Genomic DNA, 20,579 nt, shown 5'->3' with positions numbered 1-20,579 from the left:
CGAGGCGGCCCGGCTGATCGCCCAGGCCAAGCGCCCGGTGCTGTACGTCGGCGGCGGCGTCCTCAAGGCCCGCGCCGCTGCGGAGCTGCGGGTGCTCGCCGAGCTCACCGGCATCCCGGTCGTCACCACGCTGATGGCCCGCGGCGCGTTCCCGGACAGCCACCCGCAGCACCTGGGCATGCCCGGCATGCACGGCACCGTCGCCGCCGTCACCGCCCTGCAGAAGGCCGACCTGATCGTCGCGCTCGGCGCCCGCTTCGACGACCGCGTCACCGGGAAGCTGGACTCCTTCGCGCCGTACGCGAAGATCGTGCACGCCGACATCGACCCGGCCGAGATCGGCAAGAACCGCGCCGCCGACGTCCCCATCGTCGGCGACGCCCGCGAGGTCATCGCCGACCTGGTGGTGGCCGTCCGCGCCGAGCACGAGGCGGGCCACACCGGCGACTACACCGAGTGGTGGCAGCAGCTGAACCGCTGGCGCGAGACCTACCCGCTCGGCTACGACCTGCCCGAGGACGGCTCCCTGGCCCCGCAGCAGGTCATCGAGCGCATCGGTGCCCTGGCGCCCGAGGGCACGATCTTCGCCGCCGGCGTCGGCCAGCACCAGATGTGGGCCGCCCACTTCATCACCTACGACAAGCCCGCCACCTGGCTCAACTCCGGCGGCCTGGGCACCATGGGCTACGCCGTCCCCGCCGCGCTCGGCGCCAAGGCCGGGGCCCCGGACCGCACCGTCTGGGCGATCGACGGCGACGGCTGCTTCCAGATGACCAACCAGGAACTGGTCACCGCGGCCCTCAACGGCATCCCGATCAAGGTTGCGATCATCAACAACGGCGCGCTGGGGATGGTCCGCCAGTGGCAGACCCTCTTCTACAACCAGCGCTACTCCAACACCGTGCTGCACAGCGGCCCCGGCGAGCCGGGCGCCGACCAGACGGCCAAGGGCACCCGCATCCCCGACTTCGTGAAGCTGGCGGAGGCCATGGGCTGCGTCGGCATCCGCTGCGAGGACCCCGCCCAGCTCGACGCGGTGATCGAGAAGGCCAACTCCATCAACGACCGCCCCGTCGTCGTCGACTTCATCGTCCACGAGGACGCGATGGTCTGGCCGATGGTCGCGGCCGGCACCTCCAACGACGAGGTCATGGCGGCCCGCGGTGTCCGTCCCGACTTCGGCGACAGCGACGACTGAGGAACGGAGCACCACGCCCGATGTCCAAGCACACGCTCTCCGTCCTGGTGGAGAACACCCCCGGCATCCTCGCCCGGATCGCCGCGCTCTTCTCCCGCCGCGGCTTCAACATCGACTCCCTCGCCGTCGGTGTCACCGAGCACCCCGACATCTCCCGCATCACCATCGTGGTGAACGTGGAGGACCTCCCGCTGGAGCAGGTCACCAAGCAGCTCAACAAGCTCGTCAACGTGCTGAAGATCGTCGAGCTGGAGCCGTCGTCCGCCGTCCAGCGCGAACTCGTCCTGGTGAAGGTCCGCGCCGACAACGAGACCCGCTCGCAGATCATCGAGATCGTCCAGCTCTTCCGCGCCAAGACCGTGGACGTCTCCCCGGAGGCCGTCACCATCGAGGCGACCGGCAGCAGCGACAAGCTGGAGGCCATGCTCAAGATGCTGGAGCAGTACGGCATCAAGGAACTGGTCCAGTCCGGCACGATCGCGATCGGCCGCGGTGCGCGTTCGATCACCGACCGCTCGCTGCGCGCCCTGGACCGGACCGCATAGCGAGATCGCCGGTCGCCGGTGCCCGCACCGGCATACGGTGGGCCCTGACGGATCATTCCGGCGGACGGGCCCGCCGTCCCCTCCCGTACGGCAAGACCCCCGTACAGCAAGAACAAGGAGATATCCGAAGTGGCCGAGCTGTTCTACGACGACGACGCCGACCTGTCCATCATCCAGGGCCGCAAGGTCGCGGTCCTCGGTTACGGCAGCCAGGGCCACGCCCACGCCCTGTCGCTGCGCGACTCGGGCGTCGACGTCCGCGTCGGTCTCCCCGAGGGCTCGAAGTCCCGGGCGAAGGCCGAGGAGCAGGGGCTGCGCGTGGTGACCCCGGCCGAGGCCGCCGCCGAGGCCGACGTGATCATGGTCCTGGTTCCGGACCCCATCCAGGCCAAGGTCTACGAGGAGTCCATCGCCCCCAACCTCAAGGACGGCGACGCCCTCTTCTTCGGCCACGGCTTCAACATCCGGTTCGGCTTCATCAAGCCCCCGGCCGGCGTGGACGTCTGCATGGTCGCCCCCAAGGGCCCGGGCCACCTGGTCCGCCGCCAGTTCGAGCAGGGCCGCGGCGTGCCGTGCATCGCGGCCGTCGAGCAGGACGCCACCGGCGGCGCCTTCCCGCTGGCCCTGTCGTACGCCAAGGCCATCGGCGGCACCCGGGCCGGCGTCATCAGGACCACCTTCACCGAGGAGACCGAGACCGACCTGTTCGGCGAGCAGGCCGTGCTCTGCGGCGGTGCCTCGGCGCTGGTGAAGGCGGGCTTCGAGACCCTGGTCGAGGCGGGCTACCAGCCGGAGATCGCCTACTTCGAGTGCCTCCACGAGCTGAAGCTGATCGTGGACCTGATGTACGAGGGCGGCCTGGAGAAGATGCGCTGGTCGGTCTCCGAGACCGCCGAGTGGGGCGACTACGTCACCGGCCCGCGGATCATCAACGAGAACACCAAGGCCGAGATGAAGAAGGTCCTCGCCGAGATCCAGGACGGCACCTTCGCCAGGAACTGGATGGCCGAGTACAACGCCGGCCTGCCGAAGTACAACGAGTACAAGAAGGCCGACTCCGACCACCTGCTGGAGACCACCGGTCGCGAGCTGCGCAAGCTCATGAGCTGGGTCGGCGACGAGGACTGAGCGGGAGCCGCCCGCGGCTCCCGCCCGACTCCCGTCCGCAGGTGGGCACGGCGGCACATCCGTGCGACGAGGCGGTCCCGGCGCTCCGGCCCCGGGGCCGCCCCCGCGCGGATAGACTGACGACACAAACGCGTCACAGGCTCACAGCGTCGTGCGTCTCCACGCGGCTGCCCACCTCCACCGCCTTCGGCCGTCGGGACGCGGCCGTCCTCCCCCGTGGTCCTTCGGACACGGGAGGGGCCCCCAGGACCAGTGAGGACTGAAGACCGAAGTGAGCAAACCCGTAGTACTCATCGCCGAAGAACTCTCCCCGGCCACGGTCGACGCCCTTGGCCCGGACTTCGAGATCCGGCACTGCAACGGAGCCGATCGCGCCGAGCTGATCCCCGCCATCGCCGACGTCGACGCCATCCTGGTGCGCAGCGCCACCAAGGTCGACGCCGAGGCCATCGCCGCCGCCCGGCGGCTGAAGGTCATCGCCCGAGCGGGCGTCGGTCTGGACAACGTCGACGTCTCCGCCGCCACCAAGGCCGGCGTGATGGTCGTCAACGCGCCGACCTCCAACATCGTCACCGCCGCGGAGCTGGCCTGCGGCCTGCTGATCTCCACCGCCCGCAACATCCCGCAGGCCAACACCGCCCTGAAGAACGGCGAGTGGAAGCGCAGCAAGTACACCGGCGTCGAGCTGGCCGAGAAGACCCTCGGCGTCGTCGGTCTCGGCCGCATCGGCGTCCTGGTCGCCCAGCGCATGTCCGCCTTCGGCATGAAGATCGTCGCGTACGACCCGTACGTGCAGCCCGCCCGCGCCGCGCAGATGGGCGTCAAGCTGCTCTCCCTCGACGAGCTGCTGGAGGTCTCCGACTTCATCACCGTCCACCTGCCCAAGACCCCCGAGACGATCGGCCTGATCGGCGACGAGGCGCTGCGCAAGGTCAAGCCGACCGTACGGATCGTCAACGCCGCGCGCGGCGGCATCGTGGACGAGGACGCGCTGCTGTCGGCCCTGAAGGAGGGCCGGGTCGCGGGTGCGGGCCTGGACGTGTACGCCACCGAGCCGTGCACGGACTCCCCGCTGTTCGCCTTCGACAACGTCGTGTGCACCCCGCACCTGGGCGCCTCCACCGGCGAGGCCCAGGAGAAGGCGGGCATCGCGGTCGCCAAGTCCGTGCGGCTGGCGCTCGCCGGCGAGCTGGTCCCGGACGCGGTCAACGTCCAGGGCGGAGTGATCGCCGAGGAGGTGCGGCCCGGGCTGCCGCTGGCCGAGCGGCTGGGGCGGATCTTCACCGCGCTGGCGGGCGAGGTCGCCGTCCGGCTCGACGTCGAGGTCTACGGCGAGATCACCCAGCACGACGTCAAGGTGCTCGAACTCTCCGCCCTCAAGGGCGTCTTCGAGGACGTCGTGGACGAGACGGTCAGCTACGTCAACGCGCCGCTCTTCGCCCAGGAGCGCGGTGTGGAGGTCCGCCTGACCACCAGCTCGGAGTCCCCGGAGCACCGCAACGTGGTGACCGTGCGCGGCACCCTGGCCAGCGGTGAGGAGGTCTCGGTCTCCGGCACCCTGTCCGGGCCCAAGCACCTCCAGAAGATCGTCGCCGTCGGCGAGTACGACGTGGACCTGGCGCTCGCCGAGCACATGGCCTTCCTGCGCTACACCGACCGGCCCGGCGTGGTCGGCACCGTCGGCCGCATCCTGGGCGAGGCCGGCATCAACATCGCCGGCATGCAGGTCTCGCGCTCCGAGGAGGGCGGCGAGGCACTGGTCGCCCTCACCGTGGACGACACCATCCCGCCCCAGGTGCTCACCGAGATCGCGAACGAGATCGGCGCCACCTCGGCGCGCAGCGTCAACCTGGAGGACTGACCTCCGGGCCCTTCGGCCCCGGCCCCGGCGCGGACCTCACCGCGCCGGGGCCGTTCTCCGTCCCGCACCCTCCGCCCGGGCCGCCCGCCGGCCGTTCCGTCAGTCCCGGGCCAGCCGCGCGGTCTTGAGGGCCATGTGCAGCAGCAGCCGGTCCTCGCCGTCGTCCAGGTCGAGGCCGGTGAGCTGCTCCACCCGCGCCAGCCGGTAGTACAGGGTCTGCCGGTGGATGCCGAGGGCCGTCGCCGTACGGCCCGCCTGCCCCGCGCAGTCCAGGAACACCTCGGCCGTACGGGCCAGCTCCCGGTGGCCGGGCGCCAGCAGCGCCCGCACCGCCGCGTCCGGCAGGCCGGCGGCGGTGGAGACGCCGGGGGAGGTCACCAGGGCGGCCAGCATCCGGTACGGCCCGATCCGGTCCCACCGCGCCACCGGTCCCAGCCGCCTCTCCGCCCGCGCGGCCCGTGCCGCGGACAGCGCCTGCCGCCAGGCGTCGGGCACCCCGGCCAGCCCCTCGCAGGGCGCGCCGATCCCCGCCCCCGCGCCGTCCGCCCCTCCCGGCCCGCGGCCGCCCGCGCCGCCGCCGGCGCGCGGCGAGCGCAGCAGCCGCTCGGCGGCGGTGCGGGCCGGGTCCAGACCGCCGGGCGAGAACAGCCGGACGAGGACGGCCAGGCCCTCCCCGGGCACCGCGCAGGCCGCGACCGCGCCGGAGACCCCCGGCGGCCCGACGACGTCCCCGTCCTTCTCACCCCAGGGCGTCACCGCCACCACCGCCAGCGGCCCGGCCGCCACGGCGCCCAGCTCCCCGGCCAGCTCCGCCTCCGCCCCCGCCCGGCGCCCCGGGGCCGCGGTGAGCAGGGCGTACAGCAACTCGCCCAGGCGCGCGCCCGCCCGGGACTCGGCGGCCAGCAGCGCGCCGATGCGGTCGGCGGCGGCCCGTACGTCCGCCAGCCGGGGATCGCCCAGCTCCAGCGCCCCGTCGTCCAGCAGCCAGATGTAGCCGTGGAGCACGCCGCCGTGCCGCACCGGCACGCAGATCCGCCCCCGGAGCACCCCGGCGGACGGGTCCGGCGGGATCCGTACGGGCTCCACCGCGCGGGTGATGCCGAAGCTCTCGAACCAGGCCCGCACCCGCGCGGTCGAGCGGCGCTGGAGGATCGAGCGGGTGCGGACCGGGTCCATCAGGAGGGCGGCGGCCTCACCGTCGTCGTCCCCGCCGTGGGCCCCGAAGGCGATCAGCCCGAAATCGCGGTTCTCCAGCGTCGCGGGCGTGCCGAGGAGGGCGGTCACCTCGTCGATCAGCGCCTGGTAGTTCTCGCGCATCCGCCCGTCTCGCCTTCCGTTCCCACGTCCGCGGCGCCCCACGGACCCCACCATTGTCGTACAGATGTCTGAGATCCGGGCCACGGATGCGTGACAGCTGTCGATGGCGGTGGACCGGAGCGATCCTTAGTTTCGACAGTGGCTTTCCCTGCCGTTCGACCACTGTCATTGATCCATACGTGGAGGTGCCCCGTGCTGGGTTCCGTGCTCCTCGCGGCCTCGCGCAGCGACAGCATCCGCCGCGTCGTCTCGGCCGCACCGGTCACCCGCCCCGTGGTGAACCGGTTCGTGGCCGGCGAGCGCCTCGACCAGGCCGTGGCGGCCGTCCGCTCCCTGACCGGTCAGGGACTGGAGGTCACCCTCGACCACCTGGGCGAGGACGTCACCGACCGCACCGAGGCCCTGCGCACCCGCGACGCCTACCTGGCGCTGGCCGAGGCCCTGCGGAAGGAGGGGCTGGGCGTGCGCGCCGAGATGTCGGTGAAGCTCTCCGCCTTCGGGCAGGCCCTGCCGGGCGGCGACGACATCGCGTACGCCAACGTCCTGCCGGTCGTGGAGGCCGCGGCCGAGGCGGGCACGACCGTGACCCTGGACATGGAGGACCACACGACGGTCGACTCCACCCTGGGGATCCTGGCGGAGCTGCGCAAGCGCTTCCCCGGCACCGGCGCCGTGCTCCAGTCGTACCTGTACCGCACCGAGGACGACTGCCGCGCCCTGGCCGGGGAGGGCTCCCGGGTCCGCCTGGTGAAGGGCGCCTACAAGGAGCCCCCGACCGTCGCCCTCCAGGACAAGCGCGAGGTGGACCGGGCGTACGTCCGCTGCCTGCGGATCCTGATGGAGGGGAAGGGGTACCCCATGGTCGCCTCCCACGACCCCCGGATGGTGGCCATCGCCCAGGACCTGGCCCGCCGCTTCGGCCGCAAGCCGGACGAGTACGAGTTCCAGATGCTGTACGGCATCCGCGGTGCCGAGCAGAAGCGGCTGGTCGCCGAGGGGCACCGGATGCGCGTGTACGTCCCGTACGGCACCGACTGGTACGGGTACTTCATGCGGCGCCTCGCCGAGCGCCCCGCCAACCTGGCGTTCTTCCTCCGCTCGCTGGCCACCCGGAGCTGAGCGCCGGCGGACGCCCCAGGCCGAACGCACGACACGACCGACCCCCGAAGGAGACACGGCTCATGGACGCTGTGACCCAGGTCCCCACGCCGGTGAACGAGCCGGTGCACACCTACGCACCCGGCTCGCCGGAGCGCGCCCGTCTCGAGGCCAAGCTCAAGGAGCTGTCCGGGAACCCCATCGACCTGCCGCTGACCATCGGCGGCAAGAAGCGGATGGGCGGCGGCGAGCGCTTCGACGTCGTACAGCCCCACAACCACAAGGCGGTGCTCGGCACCGCCGCCCACGCCACCCGGCAGGACGCGCAGGACGCCATCGACGCCGCGCTCGCCGCCGCCCCGATGTGGCGTTCGATGTCCTTCGACGACCGCGCCGCGATCTTCCTGCGGGCCGCCGAGCTGCTCGCCGGCCCCTGGCGCGAGACGGTGGCCGCCGCCACCATGCTCGGCCAGTCCAAGACCGCGCAGCAGGCGGAGATCGACACCCCCTGCGAACTGGTGGACTTCTGGCGCTTCAACGTCCACTACGCCCGCCAGATCCTGGCCGAGCAGCCGGTGGCCAACTCCCCGGGCGTGTGGAACCGGCTGGACCACCGCCCGCTGGAGGGCTTCGTCTACGCGATCACGCCCTTCAACTTCACCGCCATCGCGGGCAACCTCCCCACCGCCCCGGCCCTGATGGGCAACGTGGTGCTGTGGAAGCCGTCCCCGACCCAGACCTTCGCGGCCGAGATGGTGATGCGGCTGCTGGAGGAGGCCGGGCTGCCGGCGGGCGTCATCAACCTGCTGACCGGTGACGGCAAGGAGGTCTCCGAGGTGGCGCTGGCCCACCCCGACCTCGCGGGCATCCACTTCACCGGCTCGACCAAGACCTTCCAGTACCTGTGGAAGACGGTCGGCAACAACATCGAGCGGTACAAGACCTACCCGCGGCTGGTCGGCGAGACCGGCGGCAAGGACTTCGTCGTCGCCCACCCCTCGGCCGACCCGGCGGTGCTGAAGACGGCGCTGACCCGCGGCGCCTTCGAGTACCAGGGCCAGAAGTGCTCGGCCGCCTCGCGCGCCTACATCCCGCGCTCGATCTGGGAGAACGGCTTCCGGGACGAGTTCGTCGCCGAGGTCGAGGGCCTCACCATGGGTGACGTCACCGACCTGTCGAACTTCATGGGCGCCGTCATCGACGACCGCGCCTTCGCCAAGAACAAGGCCGCCATCGAGCGGGCGAAGTCCGACTCGGCCTGCGAGGTCATCGCCGGCGGCAGCTGTGACGACAGCGTCGGCTACTTCGTCCGGCCGACGGTGGTGACCTGCACCGACCCGGGCAGCGAGGTCTTCTGGCAGGAGTACTTCGGCCCGATCCTGGCGGTGCACGTCTACGACGACGGCGAGTACGGGTCGGTGCTGGAGCAGATGGAGTCGGTCTCCCCGTACGGCCTCACCGGCAGCATCATCGCCCGGGACCGCGCCGCGGTGGCCCACGCCAGCGAGGCGCTGCGCTTCGCCGCGGGCAACTTCTACATCAACGACAAGCCCACCGGCGCCGTCGTCGGCCAGCAGCCCTTCGGCGGCGGCCGCGCCTCGGGCACCAACGACAAGGCGGGCTCCCAGCAGAACCTGATGCGCTGGACCTCCACCCGCTCCCTGAAGGAGACCCTGGTCCCGCCGACCGACTACCGCTACCCCCACATGGGCTGAGCCGTCCCCCGGCGGCCCGCACCCGTCGCCCCCGCCCGGTCCCCGGGCGGGGGCGACGCCGTTGCGGAGGTTGGGGCGGGGGCTGAGCGGAGCCTCCGCTTCCACGGGCGGCTCCCGGATCCCGGCGGTCCCGGCCGGCCCAGGGGCGGGGGCGGCCGGGGCGTGGCGCCGCTTCCCCGGAACGGGCGGCCCCCGGGCGCGGCGGGCGGAACGATCCGGCGTGCCGGGCCCGTCCGGATGGGCGGAGTGTCCGGAATCACAGCTTTAAAAGCCCAGGCCAGGGCCTGTCCCGTCTCAGATAGTAGGAAGGCCAACTATTAGGCGGGACATCACAGCTTTCAGCCCTTACTTTGGTAGGAGCCGAACGTCTCGCTCCATCAGCGACTGGCGGATGAGGCACGGTGCTCCCTGCCGCAGGCGATCCCTGCCGCACCGGACGCCCCCGCCGCTCACGGCACGCAGGGATCCCCCTCTTCCCTTTCCAGCCTTCCGGTTCCCGTTTCCCCAGGGAGTTCGATCATGGACGAGACCGCACGCCGCCGCGCCCGCCACGCCGCCCGCGCCCACGAGGACACCGACCGCAAGAACGCCGCCGCGGCCCTCCAGCGGGCCCTGGACCGGCGCGACAACGGCGGCGCCACCGGGCACTGACACCCGCCGACATCCCCCTCGGCCCCGGGAGAACCACGGTCGCGGTCCCGCGCGGACGCCTGCCCGGCAACCGCGCGGGTCCGCATCGTGGACGGTGTGTGTCATCTCCTGGGACGAACGGTAAGGTCCCTCCCATGTCTCGCAGCATCAACCTCGCAGTGATTCCCGGTGACGGCATCGGCCAGGAGGTCGTGGCCCAGGGCCTGAAGGTCCTGTCCGCCGTCCTGCCGCAGGACGTGAAGCTGCAGACGCAGGAGTACGACCTCGGCGCGAAGCGCTGGCACGCCACGGGCGAGACCCTGCCGGACGCCGAGCTGGAGCGGCTGAGGAACCACGACGCGATCCTGCTCGGCGCGATCGGCGACCCGTCGGTGCCCTCCGGAGTGCTGGAGCGCGGGCTGCTGCTCAAGCTGCGCTTCGCCTTCGACCACTACGTCAACCTGCGCCCCTCGAAGCTCTTCCCGAACACCGCGACCCCGCTCGCGGGCCGTCCGGACATCGACTTCGTCGTCGTCCGGGAGGGCACCGAGGGCCCGTACACCGGCAACGGCGGCTCCCTGCGCACCGGCACCCCGGCCGAGGTGGCCACCGAGGTCAGCGTGAACACCGCGTACGGCGTCGAGCGCGTGGTGCGGGACGCCTACGAGCGGGCGAAGGCCCGGCCGCGCAGGAAGCTCACGCTGGTCCACAAGAACAACGTCCTCGTGCACGCCGGCCACCTGTGGAAGAACGTCTTCGACCGGGTCGGCGAGGAGTATCCCGAGGTCACCACCGACTACCTGCACGTGGACGCCGCGACGATCTTCTTCGTCACACAGCCCGAGCGCTTCGACGTGATCGTCACCGACAACCTCTTCGGCGACATCCTCACCGACCTCGCCGCCGCCGTCACCGGCGGCATCGGCCTGGCCGCCTCCGGGAACATCAACCCCACCGGCGCCTTCCCGTCGATGTTCGAACCGGTCCACGGCTCCGCGCCCGACATCGCGGGCACCGGCAAGGCCGACCCCACCGCGACGATCCTGTCCGTCGCGCTGATGCTGCGGCACCTGGGCTTCGAAACCGAGGCCGCGCGGATCGAGGAGGCGGTCTCCGCCGACCTCGCCGAGCGCTCCGCCCCCCGCACCACCGACGAGATCGGTGACGCCCTCGCGGTACGCGTAGCCGGCTAGGCCCGCCGTCCCACCCGGCCGGGCCGCAGGCGCCCGGCCGCTGTGCTACTCGGCGGTTGGGTGCGACCATCTACCCAGGACCGCCCACCCGTGCCCGCCGCACGGCCCCCTGGTCCCGATAATCGGACAAGGGAGCGTCGTACGCGGAGAAGCTCGGACGTCCTAGCACCGCCGGGACGACGGGAGCGCGGTCCACCACGACCCACAGTGAAGGACGCGCTCACCATGACGACGCCCCGTATCGACTTCGACCTCAAGCCCTCCGCGCAGCCGCTGCCCGACGCGGAGCGCGAGGCGGTGCTCGCCAACCCCGGGTTCGGCCGCCACTTCACCGACCACATGGTCACCATCCGGTGGACCGAGGGCCGGGGATGGCACGACGCGCGGCTGCAGCCGTACGCCCCGCTCCAGATGGACCCGGCGAACATGACGCTGCACTACGCCCAGACGATCTTCGAGGGCCTGAAGGCGTACCGCCAGCCCGACGGTTCGGTCGCCGTCTTCCGTCCGGAGGCCAACGCGGAGCGCTTCCGGCGGTCCGCGCGCCGGATGGCCATGCCCGAGCTGCCGGTGGAGACCTTCGTCGAAGCGTGCGACCTGCTGGTGCGGCAGGACAGGGAGTGGGTGCCCGGCCGGCCGGAGCAGTCGCTGTACCTGCGGCCCTTCATGTTCGCCACCGAGGTCGGGCTCGGCGTCAAGCCCGCGAACGAGTACCTGTTCATGGTGATCGCCTCGCCCGCCGGCGCGTACTTCCCGAGCGGCGTCAAGCCGGTCTCGGTGTGGCTGTCGGAGGAGTACGTGCGCGCCGCTCCCGGCGGCACGGGCGAGGCCAAGACGGGCGGCAACTACGCCGCGTCCCTCGTCGCCCAGGCCGAGGCGGCCGAGCACGGCTGCGACCAGGTGGTGTGGCTGGACGCCGCCGAGCGCCGCTGGGTCGAGGAGATGGGCGGCATGAACCTGTACTTCGTGAAGGGTTCGGGCCCGGACGCCACGGTCGCCACCCCGGCGCTGACCGGCACCCTGCTGCCGGGCGTCACCCGGGACTCGCTGCTGACCATCGCCGCCGACCTGGGCTACCGCACCGAGGAGACCCGCATCTCCACCGACGAGTGGCGCGAGGGCAACGCCGACGGCTCGATCACCGAGGTGTTCGCCTGCGGCACGGCGGCCGTCATCACCCCCGTCGGCTCGGTGAAGTCCGCCCGCGCCCAGTGGACCGTCGGCGACGGCGGGCCGGGCGAGATCACGATGAGGCTGCGGGAGGCGCTGCTGGCCATCCAGACCGGCCGCGCGGAGGACCGGTACGGCTGGATGCACAAGCTGGCCTGACCCGGGGCTCCTCCGCACCCTCTCCGCACCGTCCGCGGGGCCCGCGTCCCCGGCGCGGCCGGCAGCCCGTACGCCCGCCGGCCGCGCCGGGCCCCGGCCGGGGCTCCCACATCGTGAGACTGCCCCCCATGCCGCAGGGGGATCGTGCAAGACTGCTGCCGTGCCTTCGTTCGCCACGATTATCGGCAGCGAGCGCGCCGGTCCGCAGTGACCGCTTCCGTACGCATCCGGTGCGGTGGCGGACACCGTGTCCCAGACCCGCGCGCAGACCTCTCGCACCCGCGAGGGGTTTTTTCGTTTTCCGGCCCCAACCGGGCCGGGCGGGGCGCGAGGGATGACGGGGACAAGTGGAGCCAGGCCTTCCGGACCTTCATCCATCCGACAGGAGCCAAACCAGCATGACCGATGCCGCGGACTCCCAGCATCCGGCGGACGTGTCCCGCGTCAGCGACGCGTTCCACGTCTTCGACACCACGCTCCGCGACGGGGCCCAGCGGGAGGGGATCAACCTCTCCGTCACGGACAAGCTGACCATCGCCCGTCACCTGGACGACTTCGGTGTCGGCTTCATCGAGGGCGGCTGGCCCGGAGCCAACCCCCGGGACACCGAGTTCTTCCGGCGGGCCCGCGCGGAGATCGACTTCCGGCACGCCCGGCTCGTCGCCTTCGGCGCCACCCGCAAGGCGGGCGTCACCGCGGCCGACGACCCGCAGGTGCAGGCACTGCTCGACTCCCGGGCGCCGGTGGTCACCCTCGTCGCCAAGGCGCACGACCGCCACGTGGAACTGGCGCTGCGCACCACGCTGGAGGAGAACCTGGCGATGGTCCGCGACACCGTGGAGCACCTGCGGGCCGCGGGCCGCCGGGTCTTCGTCGACTGCGAGCACTTCTTCGACGGCTACCTGGCCAACCCCGAGTACGCCAAGCAGGTCGTGCGCACCGCCCACGAGGCGGGCGCCGACGTGGTGGTGCTGTGCGACACCAACGGCGGCATGCTCCCGGCCCAGGTCCAGGCCGTGGTCCGGACGGTGCGCGCCGACACCGGCGCGCGCCTGGGCATCCACGCCCAGGACGACAGCGGCTGCGCCGTCGCCAACACCCTCGCCGCCGTGGACGCGGGCGCCACGCACGTGCAGTGCACGGCCAACGGCTACGGCGAGCGCGTGGGCAACGCCAACCTCTTCTCCGTCGTCGCCGCCCTCCAGCTCAAGTACGGCATGCAGGTCCTGCCCGAGGGCGCGCTGCGCGAGATGACCCGGATCTCCCACGCCATCGCCGAGGTCGTCAACATCACGCCCTCCACCCACCAGCCGTACGTCGGCGTCTCGGCTTTCGCCCACAAGGCCGGGCTGCACGCCTCCGCCATCAAGGTGGACCCCGACCTCTACCAGCACATCGATCCCGAACTGGTCGGCAACCGCCTGCGGATGCTCGTCTCCGACATGGCCGGTCGCGCCTCCATCGAGCTCAAGGGCAAGGAGCTGGGGGTCGACCTCGGCGGCGACCGCGAACTGATCGGCCGGATCGTGGAGCGGGTCAAGGAGCGCGAGCTGCGCGGCTACAGCTACGAGGCCGCCGACGCCTCCTTCGAACTGCTGCTGCGCGAGGAGGCCGAGGGCCGTCCCCTCAGCTTCTTCACCACCGAGTCCTGGCGCGCCATCGTGGAGAACCGGCCCGACGGCTCCCACGCCAACGAGGCGACCGTGAAGCTGTGGGCCAAGGGCGAGCGCCTGGTGTCCACCGCCGAGGGCAACGGCCCCGTCAACGCCCTGGACCGGGCGCTGCGGCTGGCCCTGGAACGGATCTACCCCCAGCTCGCCCGGATGGAGCTGGTGGACTACAAGGTCCGCATCCTGGCGGGCACGCACGGCACCGAGTCCACCACGCGCGTGCTCGTCTCCACCGGCGACGGCACCGGCGAGTGGTCCACCGTCGGCGTCGCCGACAACGTCATCGCCGCCTCCTGGCAGGCCCTCGTCGACGCCTACACCTACGGCCTGGTGCGGGCCGGCATCGAACCCCAGGGCTGAACGGACGTCACGGCACACCCGTAAGCGTTCTTTGGCACCCTCGGCCGCGCACTGTGGGAACCCCACAGTGCGCGGCGTCAAAACCCGGAGTCTTCCCAGGTGTACGGGCTTTTGAGGGCGTGGTTCTGTCCAGCGTGGCCATGAATCGCGGGCGGAGACTGTACGAATCCAACGACAGCGAACGGCGGAACTGTTTCGTAGGGTCTGTACATGACCGATCTGTCCCAGGCGCCGTCCGCGGCGAGCGACACCCGTGGCCGCGTGGCGGAATTGCAGGCCATTCGTGAACAGGTCCGGCGCGGTCCGAGCGAGAAGGCGACCGAGGCCCAGCACGCGAAGGGGAAGCTGACCGCGCGCGAGCGGATCGAGCTGCTGCTGGACCCCGGGTCGTTCCACGAGGTGGGACCGCTGCGGCGGCACCGGGCCACCGGCTTCGGACTGGAGGCCAAGCGGCCGTACACCGACGGCGTGATCACCGGCTGGGGAACGGTGGACGGCCGGACGGTGTTCGTCTACGCCCACGACTTCCGCATCTTCGGCGGTGCCCTCGGCGAGGCCCACGCGCAGAAGATCCACAAGATCATGGACATGGCCATCGCGGCGGGCGCCCCGCTGGTGTCCCTCAACGACGGGGCCGGGGCCCGCATCCAGGAGGGCGTGGTGGCCCTCGCGGGCTACGGCGGGATCTTCCAGCGCAACACCAAGGCCTCCGGCGTCATCCCGCAGATCTCGGTGATGCTGGGCCCGTGCGCGGGAGGCGCGGCCTACTCCCCGGCGCTGACCGACTTCGTCTTCATGGTCCGCGAGACCTCCCAGATGTTCATCACCGGGCCCGACGTGGTCCAGGCGGTGACGGGGGCGGAGGTCACCCAGAACGGCCTGGGCGGCGCGGACGTGCACGCGTCCACCTCGGGCGTGGCGCACTTCGCCTACGACGACGAGGAGACCTGCCTGGAGGAGGTCCGCTACCTGCTGTCCCTGCTGCCGCAGAACAACCGGGAGAACCCGCCGCGCACCGAGTGCAGCGACCCGGTGGACCGGCGGTGCGAGGCGCTGGTGGACCTGGTGCCGGCCGACGGCAACCGGCCCTACGACATGCGGGCGGTCATCGAGGAGATCGTCGACGACGGCGAGGTCCTGGAGGTCCACGAGCGCTGGGCGACCAACATCATCTGCGCGCTGGCACGGCTGGACGGGCACGTGGTGGGCGTGGTGGCCAACCAGCCGCAGCAACTGGCCGGGGTGCTGGACATCCACGCCAGCGAGAAGGCCGCCCGCTTCGTGCAGATGTGCGACGCGTTCAACATCCCCATCATCACGCTGCTGGACGTGCCCGGCTTCCTGCCCGGCGTGGACCAGGAGCACGGCGGAATCATCCGGCACGGCGCCAAGCTGCTGTACGCGTACTGCAACGCCACCGTGCCGCGGGTGTCGGTGGTGCTCCGCAAGGCCTACGGCGGCGCGTACATCGTGATGGACTCCCAGTCCATCGGTGCCGACGTCACCTACGCCTGGCCGACCAACGAGATCGCGGTGATGGGGGCGGAGGGCGCCGCCAACGTGATCTTCCGGCGGCAGATCGCCGCGGCCGACGACCCCGAGACCACGCGGGAGAAGCTGGTCAAGGAGTACAAGAGCGAGCTGATGCACCCGTACTACGCGGCCGAGCGCGGCCTGGTCGACGACGTCATCGACCCGGCCGACACCCGCGCCGTGCTCGCCCACGCCCTGGCCATGCTGCGCACCAAGCACGCCGACCTGCCCGCCCGCAAGCACGGCAACCCGCCCCAGTAACCCCTGACCCAGTGAGGGAGAACGTCCCGTGAACAACCCCGCCGCCGGCGCCACCGGCGTGGTCCGTGTGGAGAAGGGCCAGGCCAGCGAGGAGGAGCTCGCCGCGGTCACCGCCCTGCTCCTGGCCCGCGCCGCCGCCCACACCCGTCCCGCCCCGCGGCACCCCCGCCGCAGCACCGCCCCCTGGCGCCGTCTGGAGCGCACCCCGGGCTACCGGGCTCCCCACAGCTGGCAGGGCTGAGTCCTCGGCCGAGTCCTCGGCCGGGTCTTGGGCCGAGCCCCGGGAGGGCCTCAGGAGGGAGCCTCCGCAGAGCCCCCGGGGAAGGCCGCGCGGCACGGAACCACACGCACGTCGGCCCCGTACGCCTCGGGCGTACGGGGCCGACGTGCGTGTCGTCGCAGGCGCGGTCAGTTGGCGGGGGAGTCCACCAGGACGGTCCGTCGCGGGTTGGCGGTCTGGGACGGCAGGATGGTCATGGCCTTCTCCTCCGGGCGCCCGGCCGAAACCGAGGCCAGCTCGTCGGCGTCCTTGAGATGGGCCAGGGTGGTGCGCCGCGGGTTGGCAACGCTCCGCATGATCATCGTCGTCTTCACCGAGTCTGCCCCGTTCGCCTTCTTGTCGTTTACCTGTGGTGTGTAAAGCTGAGCGTAAGGGTCCCCCTTCCCTTCCAGGGGTGACTCCCATAACGATCGGCCTGTGATTTTACTCACGAAACGGCGGGCAAAAGCCGCATAAAGGGCGGTCACGTCCCGGCTGGTAAACGGACATACGCTCTGTAAGTCGGATATTCAGCCCTACGGTGGCGCTACCGGGGCAGCGATCCCTCCCGGGGATCACCCGGGGGGCTAGCTGCCAAAAGTCCGTAATGGGCGTTATTTGCTTGCACCCTCCGCGATGCCGTGCCTGCACAGCGTCACGCATGTCACAGCCTCATCCACGGACCTTGTTGGAGATCCGGCACTGTGCTGGAATTCCACGGACCGCCGTAGGAGACGACCCGGCGCGCAAGGGGCGCACAGGAGCGCCGCGCGGCGGTGACTTGGGGGCGCGCCGGTCACTCACGACCGTCAGGGGGGTCCTCGGGCCTTCCCGACTCGATACCGTTCCGCCGTTCGCGGGGGGACGCCTGGTCCAGAGGTTGCGACGCTAGTGCAGGGACGTTTCAAGAGGGATGGCAGCGCTGTGGGGGACCCGGAGCTGCGCGGTGCGACCAACCGCGGCTCCTCGCCTCAGCGCGCCCAGGAGAGCGGTGGCCGGGAGCAGGCCCTCGACGCCGACGGAGGCGCGCGGACGGGCGCGCAGCCGGACGGCGGCGAGCCGGACAGCGGCTCGAAACCCAAGGAACCCAGCGCGACGGGCTCTCGCCTGGCGCTGCGCAACTGGCGCATCAGTACCCGTCTGGTCTCGCTGCTGGCCCTTCCGGTCGTCGCGGCCACCTCGCTGGGCGCGCTGCGCATCCAGAGCTCGCTGGACGAGGTCGACCAGCTCGACAACATGAAGCTCCTCACGGAGATGACCGAGCACGCCACCGAGCTGGCGGCGGCCCTCCAGGAGGAACGGGACCGCTCGGCCGGCCCGCTGACCGGCACCGGCAATCCCAAGGACGACACGGTCGTCGCGCCGCGCGAGAAGACCGACCAGGTCAAGGCGGCGTTCTTCGACGCCACCCAGGACATCGAGAGCGCCGACGACAAGACGCTCGCCGGCGTCCGGGCGACGCTCACCGACATCTTCCGGCAGCTCAACACGCTGAAGAACATCCGGGGCCGGGCGTACGGCAACGAGCAGAACATCTCGCAGACGGTCAACGACTACAACCAGTTGATCGAGTCGCTGCTGAGCCTGTCGCAGGACATGGCGCAGGCCACCAGCAACCCGGACATGATCCAGAGCACCCGTGCGCTGGCCGCGTTCTCCTCCGCCAAGGAGTACGCCTCCATCCAGCGCGCGATCATCAGTGCCGGCCTGGCCCGCAAGAGCGGCCCGGCACTCTCGGACAACGACCACCTCTACCTGGGGACCGCCTGGGAGAGCGAGCGTGCCGCCCGCAACCGGTTCGCCGCCATCTACGGTCCCGAGGAGGCGGCCGAGCTCACCAAGCCGCTGGACGAGGGCATCGTCAACATCACCTCGGCCGACCAGTACGCCGAGCGCGTGGTGAAGGATCCCGAGGGCATCGCGCGCGAGGACCGCTCGTATCTGGACTGGTTCGACCAGGACCAGGTCAAGATCGAGCAGATGAAGAAGATCGAGGCCTCCCTCCTGACGGAGATGGACGACCAGGCCCGCAAGCTGCGTGCCGAGGCCCAGCAGGAGGCCTTCCTCAACGGTGTCCTCGTCCTGCTGGTGCTCGGCATCTCGCTGGTCGGCGCGTTCGTCGTGGCCCGCTCCATGGTCCGCTCGCTGCGCCGGCTGCAGGACACCGCGCAGGACGTGGCCCGCCGCCGGCTGCCCGAGCTGGTCAAGCAGCTCTCCGAGGCCGACCCGCAGGACGTCGACACCTCCGTGGAGTCCGTCGGCGTCCACAGCCGGGACGAGATCGGCAAGGTGGCCGCGGCGTTCGACGACGTCCACCGGGAGGCGGTCCGGCTCGCCGCCGAGCAGGCGCTGCTGCGGGGGAACGTCAACGCGATGTTCACCAACCTCTCGCGGCGCAGCCAGGGTCTGATCCAGCGTCAGCTCTCGCTCATCTCGGAGCTGGAGTCCCGCGAGGCCGACCCGGACCAGCTCTCCTCGCTGTTCAAGCTGGACCACCTGGCGACCCGCATGCGCCGCAACGGCGAGAACCTCCTCGTCCTGGCGGGCGAGGAGCCCGGCCGCCGCTGGACGCGCCCCGTCCCGCTGGTGGACGTGCTGCGCGCCGCCGCGTCCGAGGTGGAGCAGTACGAGCGCATCGAGCTGAACGCCGTGCCCACCACCGAGGTCGCGGGCCGGGTCGTCAACGACCTGGTGCACCTGCTGGCCGAGCTGCTGGAGAACGCCACCTCGTTCTCCTCGCCGCAGACCAAGGTCAAGGTCACCGGCCACGCGCTGCCCGACGGCCGCGTGCTGATCGAGATCCACGACACCGGCATCGGGCTGTCGCCCGAGGACCTGGCGGCGATCAACGAGCGGCTCGCCAACCCGCCGACGGTGGACGTCTCGGTCTCCCGCCGCATGGGCCTGTTCGTGGTCGGTCGCCTCTCCCTGCGCCACGGCATCCGCGTCCAGCTCCGCCCCTCCGACTCCGGCGGTACGACCGCGCTGGTCATGCTCCCGGTCGATGTCACCCAGCGCGCCGGGCAGCCCAGGAAGCCCGGCGGCGAGGGCGGCCAGCCGGGCCCGTCCGCCACGCTCCGGCGCGAGCCGCAGGGCGGCGGGGCCCCGGCCGGCACCAGTCGGCTCGGCGCGCTGCCCACCCGCGGCCAGGTCCAGGGCGGCTCCTCGCGCGCCGCCCTGCCGGGCGGTGGCCCCGCGGGCGGCGGCAGCGGCTTCGGCGGCCCCGCCCGTCCCGGTCCCGGCGCCGGACAGCCCGCCCGTCCCGCGGCGGGCGCCCCGGCGGTGGGCGCGGGCGCGGGTGCCATGAACTCCTTCGGCGCCGACGCGCGCCCCGAGCCCTCCGCCGGCCGGCTTCCGCAGCGCGAGGGCGCCTCCGCGAGCGAACTGCCCGCCGGAGCGGGGGAGCGGCGTCCGAGCTGGGCCGACGGCCGGCGCGACCGGACCTCCGGCCGGCCGGAGGGCGCCGACGCGCCGCGCGGCCACGAGGAGACCGAGACCACCGGGGAGTACGCCCGTCCCGAACGCACGGGTACGCACCGGCGGCCCTCCGGCCCCGGGGACACCGCCCAGCTCCCGCGCGTGGAGCCGGGCGGCGGCCAGGACGGCCTCCGGAGCCCGCAGCAGGACACCGGCGAGTACCCGCGCCCGCAGCAGACCCCGCAGGACACGGGCCAGTACCCGCGTCCGCAGCAGACCCCGCAGGAGACCGGTCAGTACCCGCGCCCGCAGGCGCCCCAGGAGGCCGGGCAGTACGCCTCCCGGCAGAGCGCCCCGGCCGCCCGCGACAACACCGGTTTCGAACTGCCCGGCAGCTCGGCCGCCGTCAGCTCGAACGAGCGCACCCCGATCTTCGAGTCGGTCGAGTCGAGCTGGTTCAGCGCCAGGCGCGCCGCCCAGCGGGCCTCGTCCGCCGCGTCCCAGCCCGAGGCCGGTGGGACCTCGGCGTCCGGTGCGCGGTCCGACAGGTCCGCCTCGGCGACGCAGCAGCGGCAGTCCGGCGACACCGGCATCACCTGGCAGGAGACCCCGAACGACGAGCGCTGGCGCCGGGCCGAACAGCTCCGCCAGCCCGCCTCGGGCGGGGTCACCACCTCCGGGCTGCCCCGCCGTGTACCGCGTGCCAACCTGGTGGCGGGCACCGCGCAGCAGCGGCCGTCCGCGCCGACCGGTCCGCAGGTCTCGCGCGCGCCCGACGACGTGCGCGGCCGGCTGACCAATCTCCGCCGGGGCATCCAGCAGGGCCGGCAGGCCGGAAGCGGCCGGGCCGGCGGCAGCCGTGGCATAGGCCCCACCTACCAGCAGGAGCGTTAGTTGAGTCCGATGAGCCAGGCGGCGCAGAATCTGAACTGGTTGATCACCAACTTCGTGGAGAACACCCCGGGGGTGTCGCACACGGTGGTGGTCTCCGCCGACGGCCTCCTTCTGGCCATGTCCGAGGGGTTCCCGCGGGACCGTGCCGATCAGTTGGCGGCGGTCGCGTCG

16 protein-coding genes are annotated in these 20,579 nt (G+C 72.0%); 14 read left to right on the top strand and 2 right to left on the bottom strand.

Annotation, left to right across the window (positions count from 1 at the left end; all coding sequences use genetic code 11):
* From VE546_RS25390 to serA, 4 genes are all read left to right on the top strand, one after another.
* The coding region (locus VE546_RS25390) for a thiamine pyrophosphate-dependent enzyme (RefSeq protein WP_324926273.1) at positions 1-1,198 on the top strand (1,198 nt) is incomplete at its 5' end.
* A 20-nt stretch (positions 1,199-1,218) separates the two neighbouring features.
* Positions 1,219-1,743, top strand: coding sequence for an acetolactate synthase small subunit (gene ilvN, locus VE546_RS25385; RefSeq protein WP_324926271.1), 525 nt, complete (start codon positions 1,219-1,221; stop codon positions 1,741-1,743).
* 129 nt (positions 1,744-1,872) lie between these two features.
* Entirely contained in the window at positions 1,873-2,871 is a 999-nt protein-coding gene (gene ilvC / locus VE546_RS25380) for a ketol-acid reductoisomerase (protein ID WP_324926269.1), read from the top strand.
* 271 nt (positions 2,872-3,142) lie between these two features.
* Positions 3,143-4,732, top strand: coding sequence for a phosphoglycerate dehydrogenase (gene serA / locus VE546_RS25375; protein WP_324926267.1), 1,590 nt, complete (start codon positions 3,143-3,145; stop codon positions 4,730-4,732).
* A 99-nt stretch (positions 4,733-4,831) separates the two neighbouring features.
* On the opposite strand, the gene VE546_RS25370 is transcribed toward serA, so the two are convergent.
* The gene (locus tag VE546_RS25370; RefSeq protein WP_324926265.1) at positions 4,832-6,049 is read right to left on the bottom strand and encodes a helix-turn-helix domain-containing protein; all 1,218 of its coding nucleotides are present in this window, start codon (positions 6,047-6,049) and stop codon (positions 4,832-4,834) included.
* Between the two features lie 192 nt (positions 6,050-6,241).
* Between VE546_RS25370 and VE546_RS25365 the strand changes: the two genes are divergently transcribed.
* The 8 genes from VE546_RS25365 (at position 6,242) to VE546_RS25330 (ending at position 16,079) form a co-directional block, all read left to right on the top strand.
* Complete coding sequence (locus tag VE546_RS25365) at positions 6,242-7,168, top strand: proline dehydrogenase family protein (protein ID WP_324926263.1); 927 nt, start codon at positions 6,242-6,244, stop codon at positions 7,166-7,168.
* Positions 7,169-7,230: 62 nt separating this feature from the next.
* Positions 7,231-8,862 carry an L-glutamate gamma-semialdehyde dehydrogenase gene (pruA, locus tag VE546_RS25360; RefSeq protein WP_324926261.1) on the top strand — a complete coding sequence of 544 codons (1,632 nt, stop codon included), beginning with the start codon at positions 7,231-7,233 and terminating at the stop codon, positions 8,860-8,862.
* A 519-nt stretch (positions 8,863-9,381) separates the two neighbouring features.
* Positions 9,382-9,513 (top strand): hypothetical protein, encoded by a 132-nt coding sequence (locus VE546_RS25355; RefSeq protein WP_324926259.1) that lies wholly within the window; start codon positions 9,382-9,384, stop codon positions 9,511-9,513.
* A gap of 134 nt (positions 9,514-9,647) precedes the next feature.
* Positions 9,648-10,685, top strand: coding sequence for a 3-isopropylmalate dehydrogenase (locus VE546_RS25350; protein WP_324926257.1), 1,038 nt, complete (start codon positions 9,648-9,650; stop codon positions 10,683-10,685).
* Positions 10,686-10,910: 225 nt separating this feature from the next.
* The gene (locus VE546_RS25345; RefSeq protein WP_324926255.1) at positions 10,911-12,014 is read left to right on the top strand and encodes a branched-chain amino acid aminotransferase; all 1,104 of its coding nucleotides are present in this window, start codon (positions 10,911-10,913) and stop codon (positions 12,012-12,014) included.
* A gap of 398 nt (positions 12,015-12,412) precedes the next feature.
* On the top strand, positions 12,413-14,044 hold the full coding sequence (gene cimA / locus VE546_RS25340) for a citramalate synthase (RefSeq protein WP_324926254.1): 1,632 nt from the start codon (positions 12,413-12,415) through the stop codon (positions 14,042-14,044).
* A gap of 210 nt (positions 14,045-14,254) precedes the next feature.
* Complete coding sequence (locus VE546_RS25335) at positions 14,255-15,838, top strand: acyl-CoA carboxylase subunit beta (RefSeq protein WP_324926251.1); 1,584 nt, start codon at positions 14,255-14,257, stop codon at positions 15,836-15,838.
* 28 nt (positions 15,839-15,866) lie between these two features.
* Positions 15,867-16,079: an acyl-CoA carboxylase epsilon subunit gene (locus tag VE546_RS25330; protein ID WP_324926249.1), complete on the top strand. Its 213-nt coding sequence runs from the start codon at positions 15,867-15,869 to the stop codon at positions 16,077-16,079.
* 167 nt (positions 16,080-16,246) lie between these two features.
* Here the strand turns inward: VE546_RS25330 and VE546_RS25325 are convergent, their stop codons facing one another.
* Positions 16,247-16,432, bottom strand: a complete 186-nt coding sequence (locus tag VE546_RS25325) for a hypothetical protein (RefSeq protein ID WP_324926247.1) — start codon at positions 16,430-16,432, stop codon at positions 16,247-16,249.
* Between the two features lie 556 nt (positions 16,433-16,988).
* On the opposite strand from VE546_RS25325, the gene VE546_RS25320 reads away from it, so the two are divergent.
* Positions 16,989-20,408, top strand: coding sequence for a nitrate- and nitrite sensing domain-containing protein (locus tag VE546_RS25320; protein WP_324926245.1), 3,420 nt, complete (start codon positions 16,989-16,991; stop codon positions 20,406-20,408).
* Positions 20,409-20,579: roadblock/LC7 domain-containing protein (locus VE546_RS25315; RefSeq protein WP_324924688.1), on the top strand; the 171-nt coding region annotated here is incomplete at its 3' end.

The sequence above is a fragment of the Streptomyces sp. genome (genome assembly GCF_035644915.1).
Taxonomy (GTDB): Bacteria; Actinomycetota; Actinomycetes; order Streptomycetales; family Streptomycetaceae; genus Streptomyces.
Note: the sequence above shows the minus strand (reverse complement) of the source record. Positions and strands in the feature narration are given on the sequence as shown.

What these genes read in the sequence shown, in the direction of transcription:
- VE546_RS25350 (WP_324926257.1), top strand. Translation starts at nt 9,648, where the DNA reads ATGTCTCGCAGCATCAACCTCGCAGTGATTCCCGGTGACGGCATCGGC.
- VE546_RS25345 (WP_324926255.1), top strand. Translation starts at nt 10,911, where the DNA reads ATGACGACGCCCCGTATCGACTTCGACCTCAAGCCCTCCGCGCAGCCG.
- cimA (WP_324926254.1), top strand. Translation starts at nt 12,413, where the DNA reads ATGACCGATGCCGCGGACTCCCAGCATCCGGCGGACGTGTCCCGCGTC.
- pruA (WP_324926261.1), top strand. Translation starts at nt 7,231, where the DNA reads ATGGACGCTGTGACCCAGGTCCCCACGCCGGTGAACGAGCCGGTGCAC.
- VE546_RS25370 (WP_324926265.1), bottom strand. Translation starts at nt 6,049, where the DNA reads ATGCGCGAGAACTACCAGGCGCTGATCGACGAGGTGACCGCCCTCCTC.
- ilvN (WP_324926271.1), top strand. Translation starts at nt 1,219, where the DNA reads ATGTCCAAGCACACGCTCTCCGTCCTGGTGGAGAACACCCCCGGCATC.
- VE546_RS25355 (WP_324926259.1), top strand. Translation starts at nt 9,382, where the DNA reads ATGGACGAGACCGCACGCCGCCGCGCCCGCCACGCCGCCCGCGCCCAC.
- VE546_RS25335 (WP_324926251.1), top strand. Translation starts at nt 14,255, where the DNA reads ATGACCGATCTGTCCCAGGCGCCGTCCGCGGCGAGCGACACCCGTGGC.